This is a genomic window from Legionella genomosp. 1 (assembly GCF_900640215.1).
Classification (GTDB): domain Bacteria; phylum Pseudomonadota; class Gammaproteobacteria; order Legionellales; family Legionellaceae; genus Legionella_C; species Legionella_C quinlivanii_A.
In genome coordinates, this window is record NZ_CAAAJH010000016.1 from 74,343 (window position 1) to 88,620 (window position 14,278).

Genomic DNA, 14,278 nt, shown 5'->3' on the forward strand with positions numbered 1-14,278 from the left:
CTCATAAGAGTTTAGTTAAAAATTCCGGAATTTTCTCCAAATCGATAGATAGGTCAGTGGCCTTGATAGAAAGAGCTACGGCAGGCATGCCAAATACTACGGATGTTTCTTTTGATTGAGCAAATGTAATACAGTTGGCCTGACGCATCTCTAAAAGCCCTGGCGCACCATCACCTCCCATGCCGGTTAATAGTCCGCCAACGGCAGTTTCAGGATAATTCTTTGCCAAAGACGAAAATAAGGGAGTAATGGATGGTCTAAAATGCCCTATCGGCGGTGAGCTTTCTAAAATAGCGATTGGTGCCACTTCTCGCTTAATGAGTAAATGATGATTATCCGGTGCAAAATACACATGACCTGGAAGTAATTTTTGATTATTTTCAGCAATCTCCAAAACCAATGACGTCTTATGTTGCAGCCAATGAACCAGGCCCGGTAAAAATCCTTCAGTAATATGCTGGGTGATAACCAGGGGCACGGGGAAGCTTCCAGGAAGCGCGGAAATAATATAATTGAGCGCCTCAGGGCCTCCCGTCGAGGAACCCAGGGCAATAATCCTGATAGCTGATAAATTAGAACCTGGTGACTGAATTCTGGGCTCTGCAGGTGATGGAGAGCGACGGGAAACCACTTTTACTTCAGATAATGCCCGAACTGAATTGACAATGTGCTTTTGAAGCTTATCAAAGCCATCATTGAGAACCCGCTGCGGCTTTTCAATGATGGAAAGCGCACCCGCCTGTAGAGCACTAAATGTTAATTCGGTCTGGCGCTCATTGGCATGAGAGCTGATGATAATGATTGGAGTAGGACATTGCTGCATGATGGCACGAGTTGCCTCAACCCCATCCATAACGGGCATATAAATATCCATAGTGATTAAATCTGGTTTCAATTCTTTGACAAGTTTGATTGCCATTTGTCCATTTTGAGCGCAACCAACAATCTCGATGTCTGTTTCAGCGCTGAGAATCGCGTACAATAATTGCGTGGTCACATTGCAATCATCCACAATCAGAACCCGGATAGGCTTTTTCATAAGAGTGATTCCATGACGTCAATCAGTGAATGCGTGTCAAATTCGCTTTTTACCAGAAACGCATTGGCACCTGCTTCCAGTCCTCGCCGCTTGTCCTCCTCGGAATGAAGTAATGAGACAATAATTACCGGGGTATGAAACAGCTTCTCACTTTTTTTAATTAATTCTGTCAGCTTAAAACCATCCATTTTTGGCATGACAATGTCGGTGATCACTGCATCAAAGGATTTATTCTGTAAAAGTTGCCATGCTTTTTGACCATTATCCGCACTAACAGTTTCATAACCTGCTGCTTCGAGAGCATTAGTACACAAACTACGGGTTGTTAATGAATCATCAACTATCAAGACTCTCTTTTTTGAGATCTCTCGCGACTCTTTGCTTTGTGGGTCATGTTTAAACCAGCTTTGTTCATCGGCCTGGACCCGCTGCATTAATTTTATCGGATCAAGCACCAGAACCAATTCGCTCTCTCCGGTTAAAGTCACTCCGATGAATTGTTCCAATTTGCTTAGGGGGTAAGGCAGGGGTTTGACTACGCAATCCTGTTCATCGAGAATGGCATCCACTAATAAAATCAGCGGCTTATTATTAAAATTAAGCAAGAGACCATAGTATAGGCTATTGCGGTCAATAACTGCCTTTTCAGCATAAAGGAGATCCTGCAATATTTTGATCGGAATGGGCCGGTTATTTACTATCAGCACAGATTTGTTATCAACCTGCTGAAGCTTATCCGGCTCAATTTCATAAAGCGCGTCCAACGAAAGCGTAGGCAGCATGAAAGTCTGCTCATTACTTTTAAAAAACACACCACGAGTAGTCGCCAGAGTTAGCGGCAAATTAAATATAAAACAGGTTCCATGACCTGGTGTAGTTTTAACTTGAATCGTTCCCTTGATTTTTTCGATGGCATTCTTAACCACATCAAGGCCCACACCGCGCCCGGACAATTCTGTTATTTGCTTTTGTAAAGAAAATCCCGATAAAAAGAGACAATCAAGAAGCTGTTCTTCATCAAGACTGTTTACTTCATCCTGACTGTAAAAGCCCGACTCTACCGCATGTTTTCTAATCTTATCAAGATTAATTCCCTGTCCATCATCACAACAGCTCAGTTTGATTTTTCCCGAACTTTGAGTAACCTGAATTGATAAAATCGCAGGATGCGGCTTATTTAATTCTTTTCGCTTTTCATCCGATTCAATGCCATGATCAATCGCGTTTCGGACCAAATGAACCAAAGGCTCTCTGATGGCATCAATGATTGTTTTATCCAGCTCGATATCTCCACCCTGCACCTGCAACTCAACCGCCTTATTCAGACTGGCAGCTACATCTCTTACCGTTCGATTTAAAGGAACCAGCAGATTGGATATGGGCAGCATACGCATCGCCCTTAAGTCATCCTGTAAAGACTGAACAGCCCGGCTAAACTCCCCTAGAAACTGCCCGCTGTCTCTGGAAATTGTGCCCAGTTCCTTCAGTAAGGGAGCCAGATCCAGATCGGTTTCATTGAGTCTACTTAAATAATAATCAATACTCTTAAACCAGTTCATTAGTTTTAAACGGTAGGTTATAAATTCATTCGCTTTTGCACTCACCCGTTCCAGCCTTGCCAAAGGTAATTTGATTAACTCACTTTCCCCCGCGTCCGTATGACTATGAATGGTTTTTCTACCCGATAAGGGTTTCAGATAATTCTCAATATCAATCGTTTTCGCATTACAATGGTCCTCGAGGGCCAGAAGTGTATTATCAGCGACCTCAAGGCAGGCATTAATCTGACTAATGTCTGGGGTATGATGAGTTTCTCGCCATTTGCTGAATAGGTCTTCCAGTCGATGCGCCATTGAAGCAATCGCATCTACCGATGAACAGGCAGCCGCCCCTTTCATATTATGTGAATAGCGAAACAGTCTTTTTAAAATCTCCTCTACTTCTTCGGCGCTGTGCGCTTTTTCCAGTGAAAGCAGGTCATTGATCATCGACTGATGAAGTTCCTGTAACTCCGTTTTAAAAGTCTCCAGTAACATCTGGGCTAGTTTGGGATCTATAGGCATCACTGCCTCCCTATTCTTTATCGTCTTTCTGATAAATTCTGGCTGTATCGTTAAGTGAATTGGCCACTTTACTGAGTCCGATTATCGCTTGTTTGGTTTGTTCGGTCGCAGAAGTGAAGGAATGAGTCACCTTGTTGATTTCGCGAACGCTGATATCGACCTGTTCAATAGCGACCGATTCCTCACGTACTGCCGAGACAATCTGTAAAGAAGCCAGAGAGCTTTCTTCAATCACATTTCCGAGAGCATTGATAATATTGCCGGTGCTTCGCACCTGACGAATATTTTCATCAACGCTTTTATTACCTTCTTCAGTGACCATTACCGCTCTTTCAGCAGTTTGCTTAATATCAAGCAGTATCTTTTGTACGCGCTCGGTTGACAGTTTTGATTTTTCAGCTAACTCTTTCACTTCCCCTGCCACTACGGCAAATCCCTTTCCGGTTTCGCCAGCCTTGGCAGCTTCAATGGACGCGTTAAGCGCCAGCATTTTAGACTGCTTGGCAATGTCGGCTACCACCTCGGTAATTTCACTAATCTGCTGTGATTTATCATTGAGACTGAGAATAGTGGTGGAAATCTGCTTCATTTTCTCTTGCAGTATTTTCATTGACGCATGCATTGCTTCAATCGCTGATCGCCCGTTTTCACCTTCCTTTCTGGTTGCTGTTGCAGAATCGCCCAGCTGTTTTGCCTTCTCTAATGTGTGCTGGGTGGTTGCCTTTATTTCCTCAAGTGTCGCACTAATTTGCGTTACCGAACTGGCTTGCTCAGAGGCGCTGGCGGCTTGAGAGATGGCAGAGGCTTCAAGCTGATTGATCCCCACAGAAAGTTCATTGCTATTGGACAGGATTTCCTGACCGACATCCTGCAGATTCCTGGTTAATGCAGCCAATTGTTTGTCTTTGTTTTTCCGTTCAGTTATATCAGTTGCCACCTTGATTACTTTAACTGCTTTTCCTTTTTCATTTAAAACAGGATTGTATGAGGATTGTAACCAGACTTCTTTTCCATTTTTTCCTAAACGTTTGTATTCAGCCTGGTCATACTCCCCCTGATTTAATTTCCTCCAGAACTCTCTGTATTCCAGGCTATCCCTATCGCCTGGTTCAACAAATATACTATGATGCTTTCCTTTAATTTCATCCAGCGAATAATTCATGAGATCGAGGAACTTCTGGTTAGCATCAATAATCGTTCCATCCATGTTAAACTCAATGATGGCCTGTGATTTGGAAATGGCATCAATTTTCGCTAATAAGGCCTGATTAATATGGTTTTCATATTGACTATTCCTATGCCACAATAATAAAGATAAGCCATTGATCAGCAAGCTGATAATTAACAAGGCCTCTAATAGTTGAATATAAAATTCAATTTTTTCTAAGTCAGGAGAGCTGTCATGTAGCCTGCTCAGAACAAATATATTCAACAACATACTGATTAACGAAATTAAGAAGATCATGATAAGTATTAGTGAAAAACGTTTTCTAAACTGAAACTGATTTTGCTCTTCCATTGCTATTCCTTAAAGTTAATTCCATTCCACTTGTTCCAGATTAAGCAGATCAATAATCGATTTCTTATCTAAAATTGCTATGTTATTTTTATAGATGCCACGCACATAAGACTGCCCCGTTTCACTCAATGTCAGCTGAACTAATTCAACTGTTTCATCGTAACCGATTTGCCCAACGATAGTATCCGCACTCAAGGCAATGCGATAATGATCCTCGCTTAATAATATGAAGTGACTAAATGATTTTGCAGGCTTTCCAATTAATAGCTGATGTAAATTGACTACTACCCAAGCCTCGGTATTATGGTATAAAAGACCTGAAAATAAAGGATTTACTCCTGGTACAGGGGTAATTTTATGGCTTGGGATCACTTTATCAATCGATTCGTAAGCCAGGGCATATTGTTGCTCCTCTCCCACATAGAATACTAATAAATTACTTGTAGCGTTTGCATTAAGATCCCTCTCCTTCCTGGCCATCAGCGCAGCTCGATCTGCCAGTATTTTTTTTGCTTTTTCATCCAGAAAAGGCTCATTCATCATGTTGTCCTTGATAATATGAAATGCTTGCCTGAATTGCGTTAATTAAATGGGTTTTGGGTTCATTCGTATAAAAAATTAATTCATCATCATCTTGTGTGCTGGCAGAACGCAATGCCTGATTTAACCATTTTATTCCTTGTTCATTTTGTTTCATCTGCAAATGAAGCAAGCCAAGATGATAAGCGGCCTCCGGGAATAAGGGTTTAATATAGAGCGCTTTCTGAAACGAAATGAGTGCATTTTTATTTTCTTTTTGATCGACTTCCACCAGGCCAAGTAAAAAGTGACTCATGGCATCCAGGGGGTCAATTCTAATGGATTTTTCAAGTGAAACCTGAGCCGCATTGATATCACCCAAAGCAATTAATGCCTGAGCCTGACAACGGTAAAGCAGTGCTGTTTCGCCTTTAAGAAACAAATTATCAATTTTATTTAATGCCTCTTTATAATGGGTATTGGTTAATAACTCCTGAATAAGTTGAAGCGAATGAGTGCTTTCCTGGGAGCGGGCCTTGTATGAGAGAGTCTCTTTTTCTATTTTCGCCATAGCTAAACCAGCTTTCTTCGGCTGCTCTTTTATCTGGGTTATTTTTTTTAACCGATATACTCCTTGAGTCATTTGTACAGAAAAATGATGCTGGCAATGGGTTACTAAATCGGCAGGCCCAAGAAACAAAATACCTCCTTCAACCAGATGCTCATAAAAAAACTGGAGAATATTTTCCACATGGCTTTTTGAAAAATAAATAAATACATTGCGGCAAAAAATTAAATCGAAGCTCTTAAATAATTTTCCCGGTTTACGAAGATTGAAATATGAAAAACTGACCCGATTTTTAATTTCTTCATTCAAATAATATAATGAATCGCGTTTGATAAAATATTTTTCTCGCAGCTTATCTTCGGTAGCGCGCAGCCTGGACTCATTAAATACTCCAGATATCCCTTTTTCAAGTGCGCTGTAACTTATATCCGTAGCTGCAAGCTCAATAGTCCAGCGATTAATATCGGGAAGCAGTTCATTCAATAAAATGGCAATTGAATAGATTTCTTCGCCTCTGGCACATCCAGCACTCCAGATACGAAGGCTGAGTGTTTGTTTCATCCTTTTTTTATTAATTAATTGTGGGAGCAATTCGTTTTTTAAATAGGAAAACAGGGGGGAATCACGAAAAAAATAACTTTCCTGCACCGTTAAAATATCAATGGTTGACTTAATGAGCTTGTCATCTCCTGCTTGTAAAGCATTAAGATATTCTGTTTCACTCAAATTTAATGAATCCATTAAGCGTCTGATCTCCTGGACACCTGACTCCATCTGCTGCTCAGATAAAAGAAGGCCAGAATGAGCAGCAACCCATTCTTTCAGAATAACAATCCACTTATTCATGAGCACGTTCCAGGCAAGGTTGAGGCCAGTGCAATAATTGCTCCAAATCCAAAATCCAGGCTGATGACGTTTCATCCTTGATAATTCCTTTGACATAAGACCAGGTTTTAGGCGGCTGCTGTATAAGCTGTTCATTGATATCACAGACTTCCATCACTTCAGAAACAAATAAACCGACACATTGAGAAGATAAAGAACAGAGAATGATAGGGGTGTCCAAATCGTAGGCGACTTTTGATGCTTCAAGCAGTTCGTATAAATGATACACAGGAACCGCTTGTCCATGATAGTTAAGAATACCTGCCAGAGCGGAATGCTGTTGAGGAATGTGTTGCAACTGGGCGATAGGCAAAATGAGATAAACAAAATCCAGAGAGACTAAAATAATCTGCTCCCCTAACCTGAATTTAAGGTAATAAGATTCCGGCTTCTCGCTCATCCCTGGCTCCGCTCTTTCTATAAAGAATAGCCCAAGCCGCCATCTTTTACATTATCTGGCATAAACCACAGGGAGATCCGACCAGCGAGTCGTGTAGCAAGGGGACATTAATTCCCGCTTCATCGCCCAATCTTTCCGAAAGCCTTCAGCAGCCAGTCTTACAGTTCGTGAACCGTATTTGGCATTGATGCTGTCTATCAACTTCATCAAGCTATGAGAACGTTCCAGCTCCTGGTCAGAGGGTTGATTAAACAAATCGGGCTGATAATGGCTTTTACTTATTAAATCAGAAAGCAAAACACCTGACTTCTGATAATAAACTCCTTTACGGTAAATCTTTTTCAGACAATGTTTTGCCCATTTAGTGATAACACGCACATCATCTGTGGGATTTATCAAACGAAACCCGATCGAATTTGAATACTGTTTCAAATCTTCGCGAAATGGGCTTGAGCGAATGAAAACCGATAAATAATGCGCCCTCAAGCCTTGCTTTCTAAGCTTGGCCGATGCAGTCGCCGAGTGATGGCTAATCGCCTCCTGGATTTGCTCATAATCGGACTGAAGCCCCCCGAAAGAGCATGATGTCATAATGGACTGCCTGGGTTCAGGCTCCTCCAATTCAAGGCAGGAAACGCCATTCAATTCTAAAACCGTACGTTGGAGGACGACACTAAATTTTTTTTTAATTAAAAAGTGATCAGCCTTGGCCAGATCTTCGGCTGTATAAATGCCTATCTGGTTCAATCGTTTCACTAATTGGCGCCCTACTCCCCAAATCTCTCGCGCATCCATTTGTTTAAGCCATAATTCTGCACTGCCATTAATTGAGTAAACCGGCGTTTTAAGGATTTTTTTTCCTACATGATTGGCTGCTTTTGCCAGGGTTTTAGTCGGCCCGATTCCAATCGAAACAGGAATACCGACCCATTTGAAAATAGTTTTTTGTAAATTCTGACAGAATTCTGTAACCTGAGACGCAGGCAGCGTGCTCAAATTTAAAAATGCTTCATCAATTGAATAAATTTCCGTGTCCGGCCAATGGTCTTCGATAACTCTCATTACGCGATTGGATAAATCCCCGTATAAGGCATAGTTTGAGGAGAATACCTGAACCCCCATTTTCTTGCATAGACCCTTGACTTGAAAATAAGGTGCCCCCATTGCAATACCGAGAGCCTTGGCTTCATTGGAGCGTGCAATCACGCAGCCATCATTGTTACTCAGAACAACAATTGGGGTGGTTTGTAAATCAGGGCGAAACAGCCGTTCACAGCTGGCATAAAAGTTATTACAATCGATGAGTGCAAACATAGAGCCACCTCTTTAATGGTTAACTCCAATCCTTATGGGTATTTTGAATTTTGTACATAATTCAAATGTAGTCTAAATCTTCTATCCTGTAAACTGAAATTAAATGAAAACAAATACCCTAGTAAACAGCATAATCGAATTGCTAAAAGAGGCCACGTTTGTCTCATATCGAACAACCAAAACCCCAATTACACAAATAATAAATTTAAAGTTTTAATTTTAACCATATATCATATATAATGATCGGTTTTTATTAAGATAAACCACTTATGCAACTAATTACAAAACTGACTCCATTTCAAATAGATGCGGCTGCCTTGTGGTGGAGACTGCATTTGCAGGGCATTTTGAATGCTGATGCTCCTGAACTATTGAGCCAAAAGATGAATTTGGAATACAAGAAACTGAGAAAACAATTTACTAATAAAGCAAATAGCGTTCGTAAAGATTGGCCAGCCCTTTTTGAAGAAGTGATCCGTGACTTATTAACAAAGCAAAATGAAGAAGGAGACGCTCATTTATGTTCCCTGGATTTAGATATTAATGGGATCCAATCCTCTAGCTTTCTGGTCAACGTGATTAGAGAACTTAAAAGCAGATATAATATCGAACTCAATATTTTTATGTTTCCTATTCAGAATATTGAAATGAGGTTCATTGATAAGCATTTCATTATGATTAATGAGCAACGCAGCCACGCTGCTTCATTTATTCAGTCTTGCATGGCAGCAGAATTAATGCATCGGATTTTAACAACCGATAATATTAATCTGAATGAGTTAGGCAATGAATTAAAGAAAAATAAACACTATTCTGCTTTTACTCCCGCGTGGCGCATCTTTAAATACTTTGAACGCCTCAAGACCTGCTTTGGAAACAGTCAGCAGGAAGCCATTAAGTTAGAAATGATGCGATATCGAAATCATGTCTTGTTTGAATTTGATTCGGTTTCCGTCCATCGTTATGCCAATGAAACTGCTGATGAGGCAATGATACCATTTTACACAAGAGCTCCTGGATTTGGTCATAGCCGGGTTACTATACCCTTTTTCAAACCCGCTATAACTGAAAATACCGTATCGCAAGCTATTCCTGGCAATACTATAAAGCCTGCAATATGGTTCTCAGAAGAACATTATGCCTCAGATGATAATCTTGCAGTCCTGCGTTCGTCGCAATGAGAACTGTTGATAAGCGCCATCCTGCTTCAAAAACGGGTCTCCATACATACAAATTACACATGAAAGAATATGTTGCTTAAGCCGGCTCTGATAATTGTCTATTAAATATTCAATTGATTATGAGGAATGCAAGACGTTAAAAACATTACCGGCTGGCATCTCCTCTTTAATTTCGAGATTATCAGAAAAAAGGCTGTGGAGAATTTTCTATCCCTTATTCAGATATTAATTTTTTAGCATCTTTTAAAAGAAGTAATAATTGATTTTCTCGTATTGGAGAAGGCTCAAATCCAAACCGTTTATAAAAAGCGTTCGCTTTTTCATCGATAGCATGAACTAATAAAGCTCTCACACCGCCTTGCTCTGCAATTTGCAAGGTTTTTAATATCGCATCTTTAAGCATTCCTTTTCCAATACTCCTTTCCTGATATGTATGATGTACAGCTAATCTTGCTAAAATAACAACAGGAATTGGATATTTTCCCATACCTTTTTTTATACGCTCAGATGCTTCCCCAATATCCACCTGCCCTACTGTAAGACTGTAAAAACCAACCACAAGGTTTTTATCAGTAACGATGAAGGTGTTGGCAGAACCGGACATTTTTGCTTGAAAAGCATATTTTTTTAACCATTCATCTAATTCAGGATAATTACTATTAAAACCCATTAGATCATGATCTTTATTTAAAATTTCAGGTTTTTTTAACGTCATTTTGATCCCAGGGAGATGATGAAGAAAATAAATCCTTGAGTCCTTCATTCTCTTGCTGGGGGCGATTTAGAATTTCGGAAAACTTATTAAAAACATCCTCGGAAACCATAAAGAGCCTTTGATCTAAAATGACTTTTTCAGCAGCTTGATAAGCGCTATCCATTATAAAATCGGTCAATGATTTATGGCTTATATCGGAGGCCATCCGAATTATTTTAGCTTGCGTTTCAGACGCCCGAAAACCTAATCGAGAATTTTTTGCACTCGCAGTCCTTGACTGCGTACTTTTCTGTGTACTTTTGACCCTTTTTTGATCTTTAGCTACAGGTGCTTTTGTATGTTCCACCTTTCTGGCATCTGTCATCATATTTCTCAAAACAAATCTCCTTAAGCATATGTTAGTACAATTGACACACATTATCAATGAAAGCTTGCAACTGAATTATCTGTTTAGCACATCAGACTAAAAATAAATTTATAATTATTTCATATAGATATGATAAAAATGAATCAAAATAAAGCAGTGTTAGGATGTCAAGACTGGTTCTCTCTAAAAAAAGAGGTTAAAATGCCTTTCCGCAAAGTCCTATTCAGAGTGATAATTTTGTGGATAACTTATTCTCCCTATTTGCCATCTGGTTATTCAAACTCCCCGAACTGCTCTCAAAACCCTTATATTTTAAGGCTTCTATTACTCATTAATATCTATCGGCTTAGCCCAGTTATCGCCAAAAACTGTGGATAACTGTGTGTATAGATGCAATAAATTGAAAATAAAACAAGTGATTTTCGTTAATTCGATTTAGGATGTTGTCATTCCCGCGCCAGGTAGGAATCTATTCGTGATTTGGCACTGAGCCAGGATTAGATTGCCTGGCTAGTGATAAAGCGTGTTATCTCTGATGTTGGAAAAATAAAATATTGTCGCCATACTCAGAGGCCAACAGTTCGCTTTCTAACATTAGGCTGCCTACATGGTATTCATTGCCCTGGTATAGACCATAAACTTCGTAGATAGGGCCGATAGAGACTTGTGACAGTGAAACTCTGAAGTCATCGCGTGAATCAGCTGGAATGATATTTTGCACCTCAGTGGCCGGTTTAAAATAAATTCTCTCAGGATAAACCGGAATTCCCGCAGGTTGGCCATCCCTATCCCATGCCGCTAAACGCCATAGACCCAATTCATTGGCAGGATCATGGGTCCATTCAAAAATTAACTCAATTGCCCGAAGAATCTTGCCTTTAGGATGCTCTATTTTATTTGAGAAATCCTTCGCAAAAAAATTCCAATCACCTCCCTGGCCTTCCAAAGAATTAATGGCATGGATGTTAACGGATGCATGCTTATCAATTAAAAATTTAACCGCCATTCCTGGAACAAAACTGGTATCAGTCGCAGGCATCGCCATAGACAAGCGTGCTTCCAATAGCTCCTGTTTTATAAATCCCTGTGAATGGATGATCGTTTGTTGGAATGAATCGGATTTTTCCTACGGAACCATTTGAATGAAGAATTTTTGCTCTTCCTTCAGGCTCTTCATCACTTTCGTGATCAAAAGAGGGTCTTAAATTGAAAAATCCTTTAATGGTAACAAGCAGTTGTTTAAAGCTATTCTCTGTAAGTTTTGGTAATGGATTACTCGCGTGACTTTTACTCACTTCGCTCCACAAGAGCTCCTGTTTTTCTTCAGCAGACAAGCTCTGATAATTAGCGGGTAATTGAGCAAAAGATATCGAGTTAATAAAAAAAAGGCTTATAAAAAAATACAATAAACGACAACGCATTGCTTCCTCCTTGAGATAGAATCATGGATTCTACTGATAAACCGGAGTTGTTGCATAAATGAAGATGATGCACAAAAACCGTCTTTGTGAGCGTCAGCGAAGCAAATCCAGCTCCTAACCTTTGTTCAAGTTTCGATCTGGATTGCTTCACTTCGTTCGCAAAGACGACAAGTTGGCTGCTTAGCCCTATTTTTGAAACAACTCCGTATAAACCACAGAACATAAAAAAACTTAGAGTAACCGAACAAAAAGAATAAAGAAACCAGAAGATCCCTCCTGCTTTGTCTAATCCAGATTAATTGTATAGGAATGAGAACCCGTTCCATCATAAATCGTATCGATATAGCGAATACCCGTACAGGACGCCTTAACCGTTGGATGATTAATAAACGGCCCATCCTTGATGTCTAGCAAACACCAATGATGACTATCGTATGCAACCGTGACATGAGCGAAACCGCTTTGACATTGCGAGCCATCCTGTATTTCAAAACTGCGTGGTCCAACTGGAGTTAGAACCACCTCTGCATCATGATGAGTCTCTACAATAGCAATGCCGGGATGACTGATATCACTTAAACGAAAATAATCTTTATAGTTACACCAGGTCAGTTCTCCAGCATGAGCAGTGGTCATTAAACTGCTGGCAGCAAGTATTAGCCATTTCTTCATTGTAAATATCCTTATTGGTAAAACAGATTGGATTATATTGGATACACTTGTGGAAACAAGCAAAGATTTCTGCGGGATAAATTTGGTAACTCCGAGGTACGTCATCCTGAACGCAGTGAAGGATCTCCTGAATCTGGCTCAGCTCTAAGCAGTTTGAGATCCTTCGCTACGCTCAGGATGACGTACTTCGGTGACTAAATTTGAATTTGAAGATACCGCTTATCAAGACAGAGTAATCTCGATAAGCGTCACTGCCATTAAGTTAAGCTCAGTTGTATATTAACTGTCTTCCCCGCAAAGGCGGGGAGCCAGCTATTATGCCAATTGAGGAATGGATTCCCGCCTTCGGGGAATGACATAATTCCTTAACTTAATGGAAGTCTCGATAAGCGGGAGGATCTGGTTTATTTAACCACTTGTATTTGCATTAAATCATTGTCCGATGATTTATCCTGAACTTCTTCACTTACTTTCGATTTGGCTTTGAAGAATGGCAGGCAGCTTAACAAAGGATTCGATTTTTTCTTTTCAGGTAACTCTGTTTTTTCCTTTTTCAGTTCAGACGGTAAATCCAGCTTGCCGAATTTTTTTGCATCTGAATTTTGCAGTAACAGATTCTGAATTTTGTAAGAGTTTGGAAAAAGCGCCTGTGCATCAACGCCCGTCTTAAGCGATACCATTACCCAGTTTGAGCCGTCAGGGGAACGTAATTTATCGTTCGAACCAGCGGAGATTAAATTATATTCACCCTTAACTATGTGCTTTTTCTTGGAAGCACGTAATTCATCTGCAAAAAAATCCAGGGTGCTGCCGCTCAACAATAAGTAGTTAACATTGTCAGGAGAAATCGGTTTTTGTTTATGTAAACCAGACTGATAATAATTCGCAACTGATTTATAGAGAGCACTAAAAGCTTCTGCTTCTTCCTGTGTCTTAAATAAAACCCCTTTGCGTCCCTCTGTTTCTTCATCCGTACACAGCCAGTATGGGCTCTTTTCGTCTGAAGATTCCTCAGCATTAATGGAGGAGTTGAATTGGCCATGTTTTCCAGAGCCAGCCCTGAGCTCAGCGTTAGCCGCTAATAATTTTATACAGCCATATTCACCTGATTTTTCAACGACTAAAGGAAGAACGTCGTTTACTCCAGCTATTAACATTGACTCTTTCGGAGCTTTCGCCTCGACTTGCGGCAAGGTTAATCTAAGCGCTGTATTTTCTTGCAGCCATTTATCGGATACTGAAACGGGTTTTATAAACATAGATATCTTTCCAAAATTAAAAAGGCACCCATTATATCACCAAAAAGGGCAAAATATCTACATCATGGTGATTTAACATTCCAATGCACCATTTATATTTGAACCCCGCTCGTAACTCCCCACGTCATCCCGAGCACAGCGAGGGATCTCCCCTGCAGTTGCACAACATTCACATGATCGTATGAATGATAGTTGGAAACCATGAATATTAAAACTAAATCGCAATTATTTCACTCGATTGAGTGAAATATTCATTATTAACGCTATAATCAATGATATATTACTAAAAATTCACTCGTTATAATGAAAAACAATATGAACAACCCCCACACACTGACAATAGGCTTGGCAATCGA

Annotated in this window: 14 protein-coding genes; 1 reads left to right on the forward strand and 13 read right to left on the reverse strand. The window is 40.1% G+C overall.

Annotated elements, in window-relative coordinates; translation table 11 throughout:
* Window position 1 precedes the first annotated feature (1 nt).
* From cheB to E1O89_RS13295, 7 genes are read right to left on the reverse strand one after another with little or no spacing between them, the layout of a single operon-like run.
* On the reverse strand, window positions 2-1,039 hold the full coding sequence (gene cheB / locus E1O89_RS13265; protein ID WP_133140565.1) for a chemotaxis-specific protein-glutamate methyltransferase CheB: 1,038 nt from the start codon (window positions 1,037-1,039) through the stop codon (window positions 2-4).
* Window positions 1,036-3,102 (reverse strand): response regulator, encoded by a 2,067-nt coding sequence (locus E1O89_RS13270; protein ID WP_133140566.1) that lies wholly within the window; start codon window positions 3,100-3,102, stop codon window positions 1,036-1,038. The genes cheB and E1O89_RS13270 overlap by 4 nt, the downstream gene beginning before the upstream one ends.
* A gap of 10 nt (window positions 3,103-3,112) precedes the next feature.
* On the reverse strand, window positions 3,113-4,621 hold the full coding sequence (locus E1O89_RS13275; RefSeq protein ID WP_133140567.1) for a methyl-accepting chemotaxis protein: 1,509 nt from the start codon (window positions 4,619-4,621) through the stop codon (window positions 3,113-3,115).
* Window positions 4,622-4,636: 15 nt separating this feature from the next.
* Window positions 4,637-5,164 carry a chemotaxis protein CheW gene (locus E1O89_RS13280; protein WP_133140568.1) on the reverse strand — a complete coding sequence of 176 codons (528 nt, stop codon included), beginning with the start codon at window positions 5,162-5,164 and terminating at the stop codon, window positions 4,637-4,639.
* The gene (locus tag E1O89_RS13285) at window positions 5,154-6,554 is read right to left on the reverse strand and encodes a CheR family methyltransferase (RefSeq protein ID WP_165483166.1); all 1,401 of its coding nucleotides are present in this window, start codon (window positions 6,552-6,554) and stop codon (window positions 5,154-5,156) included. The genes E1O89_RS13280 and E1O89_RS13285 overlap by 11 nt, the downstream gene beginning before the upstream one ends.
* Complete coding sequence (locus tag E1O89_RS13290; RefSeq protein ID WP_133140570.1) at window positions 6,547-6,993, reverse strand: chemotaxis protein CheW; 447 nt, start codon at window positions 6,991-6,993, stop codon at window positions 6,547-6,549. Before E1O89_RS13290 ends, E1O89_RS13285 begins: the two co-directional genes overlap by 8 nt.
* Before the next feature lie 51 nt (window positions 6,994-7,044).
* Window positions 7,045-8,307 carry a Y-family DNA polymerase gene (locus tag E1O89_RS13295; protein ID WP_133140571.1) on the reverse strand — a complete coding sequence of 421 codons (1,263 nt, stop codon included), beginning with the start codon at window positions 8,305-8,307 and terminating at the stop codon, window positions 7,045-7,047.
* A gap of 269 nt (window positions 8,308-8,576) precedes the next feature.
* Between E1O89_RS13295 and E1O89_RS13300 the strand changes: the two genes are divergently transcribed.
* A complete protein-coding gene (locus E1O89_RS13300; protein WP_133140572.1) occupies window positions 8,577-9,488 on the forward strand; it encodes a hypothetical protein in 912 nt (303 codons plus the stop codon).
* 214 nt (window positions 9,489-9,702) lie between these two features.
* Here the strand turns inward: E1O89_RS13300 and E1O89_RS13305 are convergent, their stop codons facing one another.
* The 6 genes from E1O89_RS13305 to E1O89_RS13325 all read right to left on the reverse strand — a co-directional run bounded on the left by E1O89_RS13305 (window position 9,703) and on the right by E1O89_RS13325 (window position 13,922).
* Window positions 9,703-10,203, reverse strand: a complete 501-nt coding sequence (locus E1O89_RS13305; protein WP_133140573.1) for a GNAT family N-acetyltransferase — start codon at window positions 10,201-10,203, stop codon at window positions 9,703-9,705.
* The gene (locus tag E1O89_RS13310) at window positions 10,184-10,570 is read right to left on the reverse strand and encodes a DUF1778 domain-containing protein (protein WP_262337527.1); all 387 of its coding nucleotides are present in this window, start codon (window positions 10,568-10,570) and stop codon (window positions 10,184-10,186) included. Before E1O89_RS13310 ends, E1O89_RS13305 begins: the two co-directional genes overlap by 20 nt.
* Window positions 10,571-11,096: 526 nt before the next feature.
* Window positions 11,097-11,633: a hypothetical protein gene (locus E1O89_RS15690; RefSeq protein ID WP_262337524.1), complete on the reverse strand. Its 537-nt coding sequence runs from the start codon at window positions 11,631-11,633 to the stop codon at window positions 11,097-11,099.
* A complete protein-coding gene (locus E1O89_RS15695) occupies window positions 11,596-11,991 on the reverse strand; it encodes a hypothetical protein (RefSeq protein WP_262337525.1) in 396 nt (131 codons plus the stop codon). Before E1O89_RS15695 ends, E1O89_RS15690 begins: the two co-directional genes overlap by 38 nt.
* Before the next feature lie 285 nt (window positions 11,992-12,276).
* Window positions 12,277-12,663, reverse strand: a complete 387-nt coding sequence (locus E1O89_RS13320) for a hypothetical protein (protein WP_112219229.1) — start codon at window positions 12,661-12,663, stop codon at window positions 12,277-12,279.
* A 404-nt stretch (window positions 12,664-13,067) separates the two neighbouring features.
* Complete coding sequence (locus E1O89_RS13325; protein ID WP_133140574.1) at window positions 13,068-13,922, reverse strand: hypothetical protein; 855 nt, start codon at window positions 13,920-13,922, stop codon at window positions 13,068-13,070.
* Window positions 13,923-14,278 lie beyond the last annotated feature (356 nt).